The following is a 14,599-nucleotide window of genomic DNA, read 5'->3' on the forward strand; positions in this document are numbered from 1 at the left end:
GTGACTCAGGTGGGTGGGGCGGGAGGCGGCGTGTACGGACGGTTCGTGCGGCGGTACGGTCGTGGCGCGTTGACGCCGGGCTGACGAGGCCGGGGGAGGCCGGGTCCGGTGGGCTCGGGGTCTCCTGGGTCCGGGCCCGGTCCGGGCGGTGGCTCAATCGGTGCCGGTGTGGCCCAGGAGGGCGGGACGGCTCAGGTACGAGGACGGGGAGGCGGCCGGGATGGCCGAGGCGATGACGGGGACGCGCGGCGCGGCGGACGAGGCCGGTGCGGTGGATGTGGGGGACGTGGTGAATGTGGTGAATGTGGTGGACGTGACGGACGCGGCGGAGTCGGCGGATTCGGCGGGCGGCGCCGAGGGAGGCGTCGGCCGGGTGCCGGACGTGCCCGGGTTCGCGCGGTGGCCCGCCGGCGGGTCGCCGAAGGCGGAGGGCAAGGCGCTGCGCACGCGCGTCCCGCGGTCCGCGCACGCCGCGCTCGACCTGGACGGCTCCCGCCCGGACGCGGTGAGCGCGGTCGAGGAGTCCAACCGCGGCCGGATACCCGGGCTCACTCCCATACGCGCGGGCCGGATGGCGGCCACGCCGTTCGCCTTCCTGCGCGGGTCGGCCGGGCTGATGGCGTACGACCTGGCGCGCACCCCGGTGACCGGCATCGGCGCGCAGATCTGCGGCGACGCGCACGCCGCCAACTTCGGTCTCTACGGCGACGCCCGCGGCGGCCTCGTCATCGACCTGAACGACTTCGACGAGACCGTGCACGGCCCCTGGGAGTGGGACCTCAAACGGCTCGCCGCCTCGATCGTCCTCGCGGGCCGGGAGGCCGGCGCCGACGAGGCCACCTGCCGCGAGGCCGCCCATGACACGGCCGGCGCCTACCGGCGCACCATGCGGCTGCTGGCGAAGCTCCCCGCGCTGGACGCCTGGAACGCCATCGCGGACGAGGAGCTGGTCTCCCACACCGACGCCCACGACCTGCTCGGCACCCTGGAACGGGTCTCCGAGAAGGCCCGCGCCAACACCAGCGGACGCTTCGCCGCCAAGTCGACCGAGGCCACCGAGGACGGCGGACGGCGTTTCGTGGACGCCCCGCCGGTGCTGCGGCGCGTCCCGGCCGCCGAGGCGGCGTCGGTCGCGGCGGCCCTGGAGCCGTACCTGGCGACCCTCTCCGAGGACCGGCTCCCGCTGCTCGCCCGGTACGCCGTGCACGATGTCGCCTTCCGGGTCGTGGGCACCGGCAGCGTCGGTACGCGGTCGTACGTCGTCCTGCTCCTGGACCACCGAGGTGAACCGCTCGTGCTCCAGGTGAAGGAGGCCCGGCCCTCCGCGCTGCTGCCCCACCTGGCGACCGCGGGGTTCGACGCCCCCGGGGCGGGGCACGAGGGGCGCCGGGTGGTCATGGGGCAGAAGCGGATGCAGGTGGTCAGCGACATCCTGCTGGGCTGGACCACGGTCGACGGGCGGCCCTTCCAGGTACGGCAGTTCCGCAACCGCAAGGGCAGTGTCGACGCCACCGCCCTGGCCGCCGACCAGATGGACGACTACGGCCGGATGACCGGCGCCCTGCTGGCCCGTGCCCACGCGCACAGCGCCGACCCGCGGCTGATCGCCGGCTACTGCGGCAAGAACGGCGAGCTGGACGAGGCGGTGGCCGCCTTCGCCGTGGCCTACGCCGACCGCACGGAGGCCGATCACGCCGTACTGCTCGCCGCCGTGCGGACGGGGCGGGTCGCGGCGGAGCTGGGGGTGTGAGGCGGTCTGCCGGACACCGCGCGGGCGGCCTCCCCGGCCCGCAGGCCTTGGGGCGCGACTCCCTCCACGCTCGACTGCGCTCGCGCGGGAGGGCCCCATCGGCTCCGCTCACCCGCACTGATCAGGTGCCGTCGGCTCGCTGCGACCTGATCCGCCGGACAGGCCCTAGGCTGGTCGGGTGACGACGCCCGAAGCTGAGCCCGAGCAGGGGGGTGCGCCGCGTCCCGAGGAACGGCTGGAGAAGGCCGTACGGGCCGCCGAGCAGGCACTCATCGAGTACGAGATCGCGCTGGAGACCTTCCGCGTGGAGGTGGAGAACTTCTCCCGCCTGCACGAGCAGCGGCTCGGACCGGTGTACGCGCGCCTGGAGGAGCTGGAGGCGCAGATCCTGGAGGCACGGGCCGCCCGCACCGGTGACGCCGAGGACCGGCGCCGGGCCGACGAGGCGCGGGCCCGGCTGATGCCCATCCCCGGGGTCGAGGAGCTGCTGCACGGCTGGATGGACGGGGACGGGCTGTTCCCGGAGGCCACGGCGATGCTCACGGACCAGGCGGTACGCCCCCCGCAGCGGGTGCGGCCGAGCGAGGAGGCCCGCAAGCTCTACCGCGAGCTGGCCCGCAAGGCCCACCCCGACCTGGCGCAGGAGGAGGACGAGCGGGCCCGGCGCGAGGAGTTCATCACCCGGGTCAACGCCGCCTACGCCCGCGGTGACGAGGAAGCGCTGCGTGAGCTGGCCGGGGAGTGGGCCGCGGGGCCGGTGCCCGAGCGGCGCCCGAGCCGGGGCGAAGAGCTGTACGCCCGCCTCGAATGGCTCGACCGGCGCAAGGAGATGCTCACGCTGCTCGCCAAGGAGCTGGAGGAGAGCGCGATCGGCGGCATGCTGCGGCTGGCCCCGGACGATCCCGACCGGCTGCTGGAGGAGATCGCCGAACAGCTCGCGACCCAGGTGCGGGAGCGCGAGGCGGAGCTGGCGGCGGCGCTCGGGCAGGAGTGAGCCGGGCGGTGGCTCCGGTAGCGTCTGGGGCATGAGTTTCGGAGCTGGTGTGCCCACGGTCGAGGTCACGGACCTCAAGGACGGCGACTTCCTGCTGGACGTCCGCGAGGACGACGAGTGGCAGGCGGGTCACGCCGCCGGGGCGCTGCACATTCCCATCAGCGAGTTCGTCGCCCGGTACGGTGAGCTGACCGACGCCGCGCCGCAGGACGGCCGCGTCCACGTGATCTGCCGCTCCGGCGGCCGTTCGGCCCAGGTCACCATGTACCTGGTCCAGCAGGGCGTCGACGCCGTGAACGTCGCCGGCGGCATGCAGGTGTGGGCGGCGGCCGGGCGGCCCGTGGTGGACGGCAAGGGCGAGCCGGGGCACGTCGTCTAGGACAGGCCCTGGCACCTCCCGCCGGTGTGGTGTCGCCCACGGCGCGGTCGGTCCGCCGGGGGGTGTGCGGGCGGCCGGTCCTGAGTACCGTTCCCGTTCGAACGTCGCCGAGCAGCCGCACCAGTGGTGCGCGGGCGCCCCGCGGTGGGGCGGGCGGAACGAGGATCAGGACCGGAACGGGGCGGAATGGACGCGTACGGCACAGGATCGGACGCCCGGCAGGGGCGGGACGACGATCAGGACGTCCCGGCCGGACCGGCCGGACCCGGCGGCGACATCGGCGAGGCGGGAACCGCCGGGCTCGCACAGCCCGCCGAGCCCCGCACCGGTGTCGCCGCGCTCTCCCCGCGCTACCAGGTCGGTGCCGTGATCGCCCTCGCGGTCGTCGCTGTCGCCGTCTGCGCCCACCTGGGGCTGGTCTTCCTGCACGTGGCCCCGTCGAACACCCTCACCAAGAAGCACGGCGCCGCGGTGGACGAGTGGGTCTTCCCGGAGTTCGAGCAGAACTGGAAGCTCTTCGCCCCCAACCCCCTCCAGCAGAACGTGTCCGTCCAGGTCCGCGCCGAGGTGAGCACCGCGGACGGCGGTATACGCACGACCGGCTGGTACGACCTGTCCGCCGAGGACGGCCGGGCCATCGACGGCAACCCGGCGCCGAGCCACACCCAGCAGAACGAGCTGCGCCGGGCCTGGGACTTCTTCGTCGCCACCCACGACTCCGACGACCGCCCGGTGGGTCTGCGCGGCACGCTCTCCGAGTCCTATCTGCGGCGCATCGCGGTCCTGCGGCTGGAACGCAACGACGCCGCCGGACCGGACGGCGTGGTCGAGCGCGTCCAGTACCGCTCCCGGACCACCAACGTGGAGCCGCCCCCGTGGAGCGGGGTGAAGGTCTCCGACCGGCCCACCGTGCGCCAACTGCCCTGGTGGCCGGTGTCCGGCGAGAGTGAGAAGAAGGGGGGCGCCGCGTGAACCGCATCGTCCTCTCCGTCTCCCGCGGCATCGCCCGCGTCACCGGTGCCGCGCTCGGCCCGTACCAGACGGCCGTGATCCGCATCGGCTTCAGCGCCACCTGGCTGCTGTTCCTGCTGCGTGAGCTGCCCCACCGCCACGAGCTGTACGGCCCCGACAGCCCCTGGGGCCACGACCTCGCCGAGCAGCTGATCGCGGACAACGGCGCCTTCACCGTGCTGATGTGGTCCGACGGGCAGGTCTGGTTCGAGATCGTCTACGCGCTGGCCGTACTGAGCAGCGTGCTGCTCCTGCTGGGCTGGCGTACCCGGACCGTGTCCGTCCTCTTCATGGTCGGCGTGCTGTCCCTGCAGAACCGCAGCGTGTTCATGGGGGACGGCGGCGACAACGTCCTGCACCTGATGAGCATGTACCTGGTCCTCACCCGCTGCGGCCAGGTCTGGTCGCTGGACGCCCGCCGGGCGCGGCGCGCCGAGGAGGCACGGGCCCGCGGTGAGCGGGTGGCGGACCGGGTCGGGCCGGTGCTGTGGTGCGTGTTCGGGTTCGTGCTGCTCACGGTGACGCTGGCGGGCGGGCTGAACGGCGACTGGTTCGTCCCGGCGCTGCTGTGGGCGGTGTGGGTGGCGCAGGGCCTGTGGTGGGCCGTGGGACGCGGCACGGGGAGCGGCCAGCCGCGCATCCTGCTCGACGTGGTCACCAACGTCGTGCACAACGGCGCCCTGGTCGTGATCATGGCCGAGGCCTGTCTGATCTACGCCACGGCGGGCTGGTACAAGATCCAGGGCTCGCGCTGGCAGGACGGCACCGCGGTCTTCTACCCGCTGCACCTGGACTACTTCTCGCCGTGGCCCGCGCTCTCCGACGCCCTGTCGGCCAGCGGCACGATGGTCATGCTCATCACCTACGGCACGGTCGCCGTGCAGGTCGCCTTCCCGTTCACGCTGTTCAACCGGCGGGTCAAGAACGTGCTGCTGGCCGCCATGATGACCGAGCACGCGGTGATCGCCGTGGTGCTGGGGCTGCCGTTCTTCTCGCTGGCGATGATCGCCGCCGACGCGGTCTTCCTGCCGACCTCCTTCCTGCGCCGGACGGGCGGCTGGGCGGTACGCGGGCGGGACCGGCTGCTGCTCCTGCTGCCGGGCTCGCGGGCGGGCGGGCTGCCGGCCGGGGGCGGGGACGGCGGCGGTACGGCGACGGTGCCCGGGCCGCGCGCCCGTTCCGGCGGGAGTGGTGCGCAGGAGGCCGGCGTCCAGCAGACCGGTTCCGGGGGCAAAGGGGGCCCCGAGCCCACGCACGTAGGCTTCGGGGCATGACCGACCCCGACCTCGACCCGCTCGCCGACTGGCGCCGGTACGCCGGTGCCTGCGTGCTGCTCGACGGCTTCCACGCCCTCAAGCACGCGCTGCGCTTCGGTGCCGAGGTCCCCGTGGCCGTCACCGCCGACCGCCCGGCGGCCCTGGCCCTCGCCGACGAGCTGGCACCCGACGTACGGTCCGCCCTGGACGGGCTGCTGACCGAGGTGGCGCCGGAGACGTACGCATCCCTCGTGCCGCGCCCGCACCCGACCGCGGTGGCCGCCCTGGCCGTACGGCCCTCCCGCGAGGCCGGACTTCGGGCGCTGGCGCACACGCCCCGCCGGGCGCCCGTGGTCGTCCTCGACCAGCCGCGCAACCTCGGCAACGCGGGGGCGGTGATCCGGCTGGCCGCCGGTTTCGGGGCGACCGGTGTCGTGACCACCGGCACCCTCGACCCGTGGCACCCCACGGTGGTGCGGGGCGGGGCCGGGCTGCACTTCGCGACCGCGGTGGAGCGGCTGGAGGTGGCGGAGCTGCCGTCCGGGCCGCTGTTCGCGCTGGACCCGGGGGGCGAGGACATCCGCGGGCTGAAGCTGCCGGACGACGCGCTGCTCGCCTTCGGCTCCGAGCGCAGCGGGCTGTCGCGGGAGCTGCGCGCGCGGGCCGACCACCTGGTGGCGCTGCCGATGCGCCCCCAGGTCTCCAGCTACAACCTCGCGACCAGCGTGGCCATGACGCTGTACCACTGGAGTGCCACCGGGGGCGCGATCCAGGACTCCTAGGCCTGGCGGCGGACCTCCACCACCCGGAAGCGGCCCGCGACGAACGCGCCGTCGCACAGGGCCGCGTTGGCCGCCGGGTTGCCGCCCGAGCCGTGGAAGTCGGAGAAGGCGGCCGTCTGGTTGACGTACACCCCGCCGGTGAGGTTGAGGGAGAGCTGGGCGGCCTCCTCCAGGCAGGCCTCCCGCACGGACTGCTCGACCTCCGGGTCGGTCGTGTACGCGCCGACCGTCATCGCGCCCTTCTCGCGGACGCTGTGGCGCAGCAGCTGAACGGCGTGGTCGGCGGAGTCGACGGCGACGGTGAAGGAGACCGGGCCGAAGCACTCGCTGGTCCAGGCGGCCTCGTCGTCGGGCTTGGCGCCGTCCAGCTTGACGATCACCGGGGTGCGCACGACCGCGTCCGGGAACTCCGGGTTGGCCACCTCGCGGGAGGCGAGGGCTACCTCGCCGAGTCCGGCGGCGGCCTCCAGGCGGGCCTTGACGTCCGGGTTGACGATGGCGCCGAGCAGGGCGTTGGCGCGGGCGTCGTCGCCGAGGAGGCCCTCGACGGCACGGGCGAGGTCGGCGGTCACCTCGTCGTAGGTCCTGTGGCCCTGGTCGGTGCGGATGCCGTCGCGGGGGATCAGCAGGTTCTGCGGGGTGGTGCACATCTGGCCGCTGTAGAGGGACAGCGAGAACGCCAGGTTGCCGAGCATGCCCTTGTAGTCGTCGGTCGACTCGACGATCACCGTGTTGACGCCGGCCTTCTCGGTGAAGACCTGGGCCTGGCGGGCGTTGGCCTCCAGCCAGTCGCCGAAGGAGGTGGAGCCGGTGTAGTCGATGATCCGGATCTCGGGCCGGGTGGCCAGGGTCTTGGCGATGCCCTCGCCGGGGCGCTCGGCGGCCAGCGCGACCAGGTTCGGGTCGAAACCGGCCTCGGTGAGGACGTCGCGGGCGACCCGCACGGTCATCGCGAGCGGCAGCACCGCGCGGGGGTGGGGCTTGACCAGGACCGCGTTGCCGGTGGCGAGGGAGGCGAACAAGCCCGGGTAGCCGTTCCACGTCGGGAAGGTGTTGCAGCCGATGACCAGACCGATGCCGCGCGGGACCGGCGTGAACGTCTTGGTCAGTGCGAGCGGGTCGCGCTTGCCCTGCGGCTTGGTCCACTCGGCCGTGTCGGGGGTGCGGGACTGCTCCACGTACGCGTACGCCACCGCCTCCAGGCCGCGGTCCTGCGCGTGCGGGCCGCCCGCCTGGAAGGCCATCATGAAGGCCTGCCCGGAGGTGTGCATGACCGCCTGGGCGAACTCCATGGTGCGGTCCGCGATCCGCTTGAGGATCTCCAGGCAGACCATCGCACGCACTTCCGCGCCCGCGTCCCGCCACGCCCGCTGCCCCGCCCGCATGGCGGGCAGCAGCACGTCGAGGTCCGCGTGCGGGTACTCCACGCCCAGCTCGATCCCGTACGGGGAGACCTCGCCGCCGACCCAGTCGTCGGTGCCGGGCTGGCCGAGGTCGAGGCGGGTGCCGAGCAGGGCGTCGAAGGCGGCCTTGCCCGCGGCCGCGTCCAGGCTGCCGTTCTCCCCGTAGGCCTTGGGGTGTTCGGGGTGGGGTGACCAGTACGCGCGCGTGCGGATCGTCTCCAGCGCCTGGTCCAGGGTCGGCCGGTGCCGGTCGATCAGCTGGTGCGCGGTGAGTTCGGCGGCCATGCGGGACCAACTCCTCGTCTTTCACGAACCCGCCGTCGTCTCCGGCGTCGAGTTCGGGACCTGGGGGAAACCTGGGCGGAATGAGGCGGACACGGCTAGAGTAACCGAACGATCGGTCGGGACAAGGGGGACCGCCGCATCTGTGGAAAACCCCGTGCGGGAGGATCGCGCACATGACAGCACTCGACCTCAGCAGCCCCGTCGCCGTCGTCGGCACCGGCACCATGGGGCAGGGCATCGCCCAGGTGGCGCTGGTCGCGGGCCACCCCGTGCGGCTGTACGACGCCGCCCCCGGCCGGGCCCGGGAAGCGGCCGACGCGATCGGCGCCCGGCTCGACCGGCTCGTCGAGAAGGAACGCCTCACCAGTGCCGAACGGGACGCCGCCCGCGCCCGGCTCCGCCCCGCCGAGGCCCTCGCCGAGCTCGCCGACTGCGCCCTGGTCGTCGAGGCGGTCCTGGAGCGGCTGGACGTCAAGCAGGAGCTGTTCCGCGCGCTGGAGGACGTCGTCGGCGACGACTGCCTGCTCGCCACCAACACCTCCTCCCTCTCCGTCACCGCCATCGGCGGCGCGCTCCGCAACCCCGGCCGCTTCGTCGGCCTGCACTTCTTCAACCCCGCCCCGCTGCTGCCGCTGGTGGAGGTGGTCTCCGGGTTCGCCACCGACGTCGCGTCGGCCACGCGCGCGTACGAGACGGCCCGCGCCTGGGGCAAGACCCCGGTCGCCTGCGCCGACACCCCCGGCTTCATCGTCAACCGCGTCGCCCGCCCCTTCTACGCCGAGGCCTTCGCGGTCCACGAGGACCAGGGCGCCGACCCGGCCACCATCGACGCCGTGCTGCGCGAGTCGGGCGGCTTCCGCATGGGCGCCTTCGAGCTGACCGACCTCATCGGGCAGGACGTCAACGAGTCCGTCACCCACTCCGTGTGGCAGGCCTTCTTCCAGGACGTGCGCTTCACGCCCTCGCTCGCCCAGCGCCGCCTGGTCGAGTCCGGCAGGCTCGGCCGCAAGAGCGGGCACGGCTGGTACGACTACGGCGACGGCGCCGAGCGCCCCGAGCCGCACACCGCCGAACCGGCCGGCCCACCCGCGTACGTCGTCGTCGAGGGCGACCTCGGGCCCGCCGCCGAGGTGGTCGCGTTGGTCCGCGAGGCGGGCATCGAGGTGCGCCGGGAGGACGAGGACAGGGGCACCCGGCTCGTGCTGCCCAGCGGCGGGCAGCTCGTGCTCGCCGACGGCCAGACCTCGGTGGAGTTCCGGGACGTCGTGTACTTCGACCTCGCACTCGACTACCGCGCGGCGACCCGCGTCGCCCTGTCCGCCTCGCAGTCCACCTCGCCGGAGACCGTCGCCCAGGCCACCGGCCTGTTCCAGGCGCTCGGCAAGAAGGTCAGCGTCATCGGCGACGTCCCCGGCATGATCGTCGCCCGCACGGTGGCGCGGATCGTCGACCTGGCCGTCGAGGCGGTCGCCAAGGGCGTCGCCACCGAGGAGGACGTCGACACCGCGATGCGCCTGGGTGTCAACTACCCGCTGGGCCCGCTGGAGTGGAGCCGCCGGCTCGGCGGAGGCTGGGCCTGCGAGCTCCTCGACAACCTGCACGCGTGCGCCCCCACCGGCCGGTACGCGCCGTCCCTGGCGCTCTACCGCCACGCCTACGCCTCCGACAAGCAGGAAGGCGGCACCTCATGACCACCGCCAGGCGCGACACGTACACGCCCGAGACGCTGCTCTCCGTCGCCGTGCAGGTCTTCATCGAGCGCGGTTACGACGGCACCTCCATGGAGCACCTCTCCAAGGCGGCCGGCATCTCCAAGTCGTCGATCTACCACCACGTCGCCGGCAAGGAGGAGCTCCTGCGCCGGGCCGTGAGCCGGGCCCTGGACGAGCTGTTCGGGATCCTCGACGAGGAGCACGCGCGCGTGGGCTCAGCCGCCGAGCGGCTGGAGTACGTCGTGCGACGCATGGTCGAGGTGCTGATGGCCGAACTTCCGTACGTGACGCTGCTGCTGCGGGTGCGCGGCAACACGGACACCGAGCGGTGGGCGCTGGAGCGGCGGCGCGAGTTCGACCACCGGGTGGCCGACCTGCTGAAGGCGGCGGCGGCCGAGGGGGACGTGCGCGCCGACGTGGAGGTGAGGCTCGCGACCCGCCTGGTCTTCGGCATGATCAACTCGATCGTCGAGTGGTACCGCCCCGACGGTCCCGACGGCCGGGGTGGCGAGGGCGGCGCCGGCGGCGCGGGCGAGCGCGAGGTGGTCGACGCGGTGGCGCGGCTGGTGTTCGGAGGGCTGCGCAAGGCGTCCTGAGCCGGTCACTCGTCCGTGGCCCCGGTGGTCAGCCCTGCGGCTCCAGGTCCTCGGTCTCGAACACCAGCAGGGTGCGGGTGCTGAGCACCTCGGGGATGGCCTGGAGGCGGGTGAGCACCAGCTCGCGCAGGGCCCGGTTGTCGGGGGTGTGCACCAGGAGCAGGACGTCGAAGTCGCCGCCCACCAGGGCGATGTGCGAGGCCCCGGGGAGCTGGCGCAGCTGTGCGCGGACGGTGCGCCAGGAGTTCTGGACGATCTTCAGGGTGATGTACGCCGACGTGCCGTGCCCGGCCCGTTCGTGGTCGACGCGGGCGCCGAAGCCGCGGATGACGCCGTCCTCGACGAGCCGGTTGATGCGGGCGTAGGCGTTCGCGCGCGAGACGTGGACCCGCTCGGCGACCGAGCGTATCGAGGCGCGGCCGTCCGCCTGGAGCATGCGCAGGATGTCCTGGTCGATGGCGTCCAGCGGGCGCGGGGGCGGCGGGGTGCCGGAGTCCTCGGGACCGCCGGCGTCGTCCGGGCGTTCGGCCATTTGTTCAGATGCCATGTCCCCCCGCCTTCTTACGATGGACGTACTGCGTCCATCTCAGGCTGTGGAGAACCGTTTGTCCACAGCCTGGGGCCGCCTGTAGCCAAAATGTGCCGACGACCGAACAATCGGTAGGTGAGGCCCGTCACACCCGTGGCGAGCCCAGAGCCGCTCCCACGAGGAGGTGCCGTCATGACGGTCATGGAGCAGCGGGGCGCGTACCGGCCCACACCGCCGCCCGCCTGGCAGCCCCGTACCGACCCCGCGCCGCTGCTGCCCGACGCGGAGCCGTACCGCGTCCTCGGCACGAAGGCCGCCGAGCAGGCCGACCCCGGCCTGCTGCGCACGCTGTACGCCCGGCTGGTCCACGGCCGCCGCTACAACGCGCAGGCCACGGCGCTGACCAAGCAGGGCCGGCTGGCCGTCTACCCCTCCAGCACCGGCCAGGAGGCCTGCGAGGTCGCCGCCGCGCTGGCCCTTCAGGAGCGCGACTGGCTCTTCCCCAGCTACCGCGACACCCTCGCCGTCGTCGCCCGCGGCGTCGACCCCGTCGAGGCCCTCACCCTGCTGCGCGGCGACTGGCACACCGGCTACGACCCCTGCGAGCACCGGGTCGCCCCCCTGTCCACGCCGCTCGCCACCCAGCTCCCGCACGCCGTGGGCCTCGCGCACGCCGCCCGGCTCAAGGGCGACGACGTGGTCGCCCTCGCCATGGTCGGCGACGGCGGCACCAGCGAGGGCGACTTCCACGAGGCGCTGAACTTCGCCGCCGTCTGGCAGGCGCCGGTCGTCTTCCTCGTGCAGAACAACGGCTTCGCGATCTCCGTGCCGCTCGCCAAGCAGACCGCCGCCCCGTCGCTGGCCCACAAGGCCGTCGGCTACGGGATGCCCGGCCGCCTGGTCGACGGCAACGACGCCGTCGCCGTGCACGAGGTACTGTCCGACGCCGTTCGGCACGCCCGCGCGGGCGGCGGTCCCACGCTGGTCGAGGCGATCACGTACCGCGTGGAGGCCCACACCAACGCCGACGACGCCACGCGCTACCGGGGGGACGCCGAGGTCGAGGCCTGGCGCCGGCACGACCCGGTCGAGCTGCTGGAGCGGGAGCTGACCGAGCGCGGCCTGCTGGACGAGGACGGCGTCGCGGCCGCCCGCGAGGACGCCGAGACCATGGCCGCCGACCTGCGCGCCCGCATGAACCAGGACCCGGCCCTCGACCCGATGGACCTGTTCGCCCACGTCTACGCCGAGCCCACCGGGCAGCTGCGCGAGCAGCGGGACCTGCTGCGCGCCGAGCTGGCGGCGGAGGCCGAGGCGGAGACCGGGGCCGCGTCCGGTTCCGTGTCCGGAGCGATCGAAGGGGGACAGCGATGACCACGGTCGCCGTCAAGCCGGCCACCATGGCGCAGGCCCTCACCCGCGCGCTGCGCGACGCCATGGCCGCCGACCCGAGCGTGCACGTCATGGGCGAGGACGTGGGCACCCTCGGCGGCGTCTTCCGGGTCACCGACGGACTCGCGAAGGAGTTCGGCGAGGACCGCTGCACCGACACCCCGCTCGCCGAGGCCGGCATCCTCGGCACCGCCGTCGGCATGGCGATGTACGGGCTGCGCCCGGTCGTGGAGATGCAGTTCGACGCCTTCGCCTACCCGGCGTTCGAGCAGGTCGTCAGCCACGTCACCAAGATGCGCAACCGCACGCGCGGGAAGCTGCCCCTGCCGCTGACCATCCGCGTCCCCTACGGCGGTGGCATCGGCGGTGTCGAGCACCACAGCGACTCGTCCGAGGCGTACTACATGGCGACTCCGGGGCTCCATGTCGTCACGCCCGCGACCGTCGCCGACGCCTACGGGCTGCTGCGCCAGTCCATCGCCTCCGACGACCCGGTCGTCTTCCTCGAACCCAAACGGCTCTACTGGTCGAAGGACACCTGGAACCCCGAGGAGCCGACACCCGTTGAACCGACAGGCCGCGCGGTGGTGCGTCGCTCCGGACGGAGCGCCACACTCATCACGTACGGGCCGTCGCTGGCCGTCTGCATGGAGGCGGCCGAGGCGGCCCGGGCCGAGGGCTGGGACCTCGAAGTCGTCGACCTGCGCTCCCTGGTGCCGTTCGACGACGAGACGGTGTGCGCTTCGGTGCGGCGGACGGGACGCGCGGTCGTCGTCCACGAGTCGGGTTCCTTCGGGGGCCCGGGCGGGGAGATCGCGGCCCGGGTCACGGAGCGCTGCTTCCACCACCTGGAGGCGCCGGTGCTGCGTGTGGCCGGGTTCGACATCCCGTACCCGCCGCCGATGCTGGAGCGCCACCACCTGCCCGGTGTGGACCGGATCCTGGACGCCGTGGGGCGCCTGCAGTGGGAGGCCGAAAGCTGATGGCACACGCTTCTGACGGTCGCAGCCTGGAGTTCAAGCTCCCCGACCTCGGTGAGGGCCTCACCGAGGCGGAGATCGTGCGCTGGATGGTCGAGGTCGGCGACGTCGTCGCCGTCGACCAGCCGGTCGTCGAGGTCGAGACGGCCAAGGCGATGGTCGAGGTGCCCTGCCCGTACGGCGGCGTGGTCACCGCCCGCTTCGGCGAGGAGGGCGCCGAGCTGCCGGTCGGGGCGCCGCTGATCACGGTGGCGGTGGGCGAGGGGGCCGACGGCCACCGTCCGGCGGAGGACCCGGGCACCGGCGACGGTGCCGTGCGGGCGCCGCGGGCCGAGGGGCCCGGGACGGGGGAGAAGAAGTCCGAGGGCTCGGGCAACGTCCTGGTCGGGTACGGCACCTCGGAGGCACCCGCCCGCCGGCGCCGGGTACGGCCGGAGCGGCGGGCGTCCGGCGGGGCAGCGACCGGCGGGGCGGCGTCCGCCGGGTCGGCGTCCGGCGCGGAGGCGGTCGGGCGGGCCAACGGCCGGGTCCGGGCCGCCGAGCCGGTGGACGGGCCGGTCCCCGTCATCTCCCCGCTGGTGCGCCGGCTCGCCCGGCAGAACGACCTGGATCTGCGGGAGCTGACCGGCTCCGGGCCGGACGGGCTGATCCTGCGGGCGGACGTGGAGTACGCCCTGCGGGCCGCCGAGGCCCAGGGCAGCGGCCGTACGGCGGCCCGGGAGACCGGCCCGCACGCGGTCGGGGCGACCGGGGAGCAGGTCCCCGCGGCCACCGCGCGCACCCTGTCTTCCGCGGTGCCTCCGGGCGGCATCCGTACGCCGCTCAAGGGCGTCCGCGGCGCCGTCGCCGACAAACTCTCCCGCAGCCGGCGCGAGATCCCGGACGCGACCTGTTGGGTGGACGCCGACGCGACCGAGCTGATGCGGGCGCGTACGGCCATGAACGCGGCGGGCGGACCGAAGATCTCCCTGGTCGCCCTGCTGGCCCGGATCTGCACGGCCGCCCTGGCCCGCTTCCCCGAGCTGAACTCCACGGTCGACACGGAGGCCAGGGAGGTCGTCCAGCTCGACCGCGTCCACCTCGGTTTCGCCGCGCAGACGGACCGGGGGCTGGTCGTGCCGGTCGTCCGCGACGCGCACGCGCGGGACGCCGAAGGGCTCACCGCCGAGTTCGCCCGGCTCACCGAGACGGCCCGCGAGGGACGGCTGACGCCCGGTGAACTGACCGGCTCCACCTTCACGTTGAACAACTACGGAGTCTTCGGCGTCGACGGCTCCACGCCGATCATCAACCACCCCGAGGCCGCCATGCTCGGCGTCGGCCGCATCGTCCCCAAGCCGTGGGTGCACGAGGGCGAGTTGGCGGTGCGTCAGGTCGTGCAGCTGTCGCTGACCTTCGACCACCGGGTGTGCGACGGCGGTACGGCGGGCGGTTTCCTGCGGTACGTGGCGGACTGTGTGGAACAGCCGGCGGTGCTGCTGCGGACGTTGTGACGGATGCGACGGACGTGACGGCACCGGTGGCGGCGCG

13 protein-coding genes are annotated in these 14,599 nt (G+C 73.8%); 11 read left to right on the forward strand and 2 right to left on the reverse strand.

Going from position 1 to position 14,599, the window contains the following annotated elements:
- Positions 1-220: 220 nt before the first annotated feature.
- The 6 genes from AMK11_RS12170 to AMK11_RS12195 all read left to right on the forward strand — a co-directional run bounded on the left by AMK11_RS12170 (position 221) and on the right by AMK11_RS12195 (position 6,172).
- Positions 221-1,750, forward strand: coding sequence for a DUF2252 domain-containing protein (locus AMK11_RS12170; RefSeq protein WP_241846952.1), 1,530 nt, complete (start codon positions 221-223; stop codon positions 1,748-1,750).
- A 178-nt stretch (positions 1,751-1,928) separates the two neighbouring features.
- Positions 1,929-2,744 (forward strand): hypothetical protein, encoded by an 816-nt coding sequence (locus AMK11_RS12175; RefSeq protein ID WP_073726173.1) that lies wholly within the window; start codon positions 1,929-1,931, stop codon positions 2,742-2,744.
- A gap of 49 nt (positions 2,745-2,793) precedes the next feature.
- The gene (locus AMK11_RS12180; RefSeq protein WP_073726175.1) at positions 2,794-3,123 is read left to right on the forward strand and encodes a rhodanese-like domain-containing protein; all 330 of its coding nucleotides are present in this window, start codon (positions 2,794-2,796) and stop codon (positions 3,121-3,123) included.
- A gap of 186 nt (positions 3,124-3,309) precedes the next feature.
- On the forward strand, positions 3,310-4,095 hold the full coding sequence (locus AMK11_RS12185) for a DUF5819 family protein (RefSeq protein WP_073726177.1): 786 nt from the start codon (positions 3,310-3,312) through the stop codon (positions 4,093-4,095).
- Positions 4,092-5,408: an HTTM domain-containing protein gene (locus tag AMK11_RS12190; RefSeq protein ID WP_073726179.1), complete on the forward strand. Its 1,317-nt coding sequence runs from the start codon at positions 4,092-4,094 to the stop codon at positions 5,406-5,408. Before AMK11_RS12185 ends, AMK11_RS12190 begins: the two co-directional genes overlap by 4 nt.
- On the forward strand, positions 5,405-6,172 hold the full coding sequence (locus tag AMK11_RS12195) for a TrmH family RNA methyltransferase (protein ID WP_073726181.1): 768 nt from the start codon (positions 5,405-5,407) through the stop codon (positions 6,170-6,172). Before AMK11_RS12190 ends, AMK11_RS12195 begins: the two co-directional genes overlap by 4 nt.
- Here AMK11_RS12195 and paaN read toward each other — a convergent pair.
- The gene (gene paaN, locus AMK11_RS12200) at positions 6,169-7,860 is read right to left on the reverse strand and encodes a phenylacetic acid degradation protein PaaN (protein WP_073726183.1); all 1,692 of its coding nucleotides are present in this window, start codon (positions 7,858-7,860) and stop codon (positions 6,169-6,171) included. The genes AMK11_RS12195 and paaN overlap by 4 nt on opposite strands.
- 173 nt (positions 7,861-8,033) lie before the next feature.
- Here paaN and AMK11_RS12205 point away from each other — a divergent pair, with 173 nt between their 5' ends.
- Together AMK11_RS12205 and AMK11_RS12210 are read left to right on the forward strand one after the other, a co-directional pair.
- Positions 8,034-9,551, forward strand: a complete 1,518-nt coding sequence (locus tag AMK11_RS12205; RefSeq protein ID WP_073726185.1) for a 3-hydroxyacyl-CoA dehydrogenase — start codon at positions 8,034-8,036, stop codon at positions 9,549-9,551.
- Positions 9,548-10,168, forward strand: a complete 621-nt coding sequence (locus AMK11_RS12210; protein ID WP_073726187.1) for a TetR/AcrR family transcriptional regulator — start codon at positions 9,548-9,550, stop codon at positions 10,166-10,168. Before AMK11_RS12205 ends, AMK11_RS12210 begins: the two co-directional genes overlap by 4 nt.
- A gap of 28 nt (positions 10,169-10,196) precedes the next feature.
- Here AMK11_RS12210 and AMK11_RS12215 read toward each other — a convergent pair whose 3' ends face one another.
- Positions 10,197-10,715: an Lrp/AsnC family transcriptional regulator gene (locus AMK11_RS12215; protein WP_383579878.1), complete on the reverse strand. Its 519-nt coding sequence runs from the start codon at positions 10,713-10,715 to the stop codon at positions 10,197-10,199.
- 174 nt (positions 10,716-10,889) lie between these two features.
- Between AMK11_RS12215 and pdhA the strand changes: the two genes are divergently transcribed.
- Genes pdhA through AMK11_RS12230 form a run of 3 tightly spaced genes read left to right on the forward strand, consistent with a single transcriptional unit; the run spans position 10,890 to position 14,562 of the window.
- Positions 10,890-12,071: a pyruvate dehydrogenase (acetyl-transferring) E1 component subunit alpha gene (pdhA, locus tag AMK11_RS12220; RefSeq protein WP_073726191.1), complete on the forward strand. Its 1,182-nt coding sequence runs from the start codon at positions 10,890-10,892 to the stop codon at positions 12,069-12,071.
- Positions 12,068-13,072 carry an alpha-ketoacid dehydrogenase subunit beta gene (locus AMK11_RS12225; protein ID WP_073726193.1) on the forward strand — a complete coding sequence of 335 codons (1,005 nt, stop codon included), beginning with the start codon at positions 12,068-12,070 and terminating at the stop codon, positions 13,070-13,072. The genes pdhA and AMK11_RS12225 overlap by 4 nt, the downstream gene beginning before the upstream one ends.
- Complete coding sequence (locus AMK11_RS12230) at positions 13,072-14,562, forward strand: dihydrolipoamide acetyltransferase family protein (RefSeq protein WP_073726195.1); 1,491 nt, start codon at positions 13,072-13,074, stop codon at positions 14,560-14,562. Before AMK11_RS12225 ends, AMK11_RS12230 begins: the two co-directional genes overlap by 1 nt.
- Positions 14,563-14,599: the final 37 nt, after the last annotated feature.

Origin of the sequence: Streptomyces sp. CB02414 (genome assembly GCF_001905385.1) — a bacterium.
In the GTDB taxonomy this organism is placed as follows: domain Bacteria; phylum Actinomycetota; class Actinomycetes; order Streptomycetales; family Streptomycetaceae; genus Streptomyces.

Excerpts from the sequence above, each read along its gene's own strand:
- pdhA (WP_073726191.1), top strand. The coding sequence starts at position 10,890 with ATGACGGTCATGGAGCAGCGGGGCGCGTACCGGCCCACACCGCCGCCC.
- AMK11_RS12170 (WP_241846952.1), top strand. The coding sequence starts at position 221 with ATGGCCGAGGCGATGACGGGGACGCGCGGCGCGGCGGACGAGGCCGGT.
- AMK11_RS12210 (WP_073726187.1), top strand. The coding sequence starts at position 9,548 with ATGACCACCGCCAGGCGCGACACGTACACGCCCGAGACGCTGCTCTCC.
- AMK11_RS12225 (WP_073726193.1), top strand. The coding sequence starts at position 12,068 with ATGACCACGGTCGCCGTCAAGCCGGCCACCATGGCGCAGGCCCTCACC.
- AMK11_RS12205 (WP_073726185.1), top strand. The coding sequence starts at position 8,034 with ATGACAGCACTCGACCTCAGCAGCCCCGTCGCCGTCGTCGGCACCGGC.
- AMK11_RS12195 (WP_073726181.1), top strand. The coding sequence starts at position 5,405 with ATGACCGACCCCGACCTCGACCCGCTCGCCGACTGGCGCCGGTACGCC.
- paaN (WP_073726183.1), bottom strand. The coding sequence starts at position 7,860 with ATGGCCGCCGAACTCACCGCGCACCAGCTGATCGACCGGCACCGGCCG.
- AMK11_RS12185 (WP_073726177.1), top strand. The coding sequence starts at position 3,310 with ATGGACGCGTACGGCACAGGATCGGACGCCCGGCAGGGGCGGGACGAC.
- AMK11_RS12215 (WP_383579878.1), bottom strand. The coding sequence starts at position 10,715 with ATGGCATCTGAACAAATGGCCGAACGCCCGGACGACGCCGGCGGTCCC.
- AMK11_RS12230 (WP_073726195.1), top strand. The coding sequence starts at position 13,072 with ATGGCACACGCTTCTGACGGTCGCAGCCTGGAGTTCAAGCTCCCCGAC.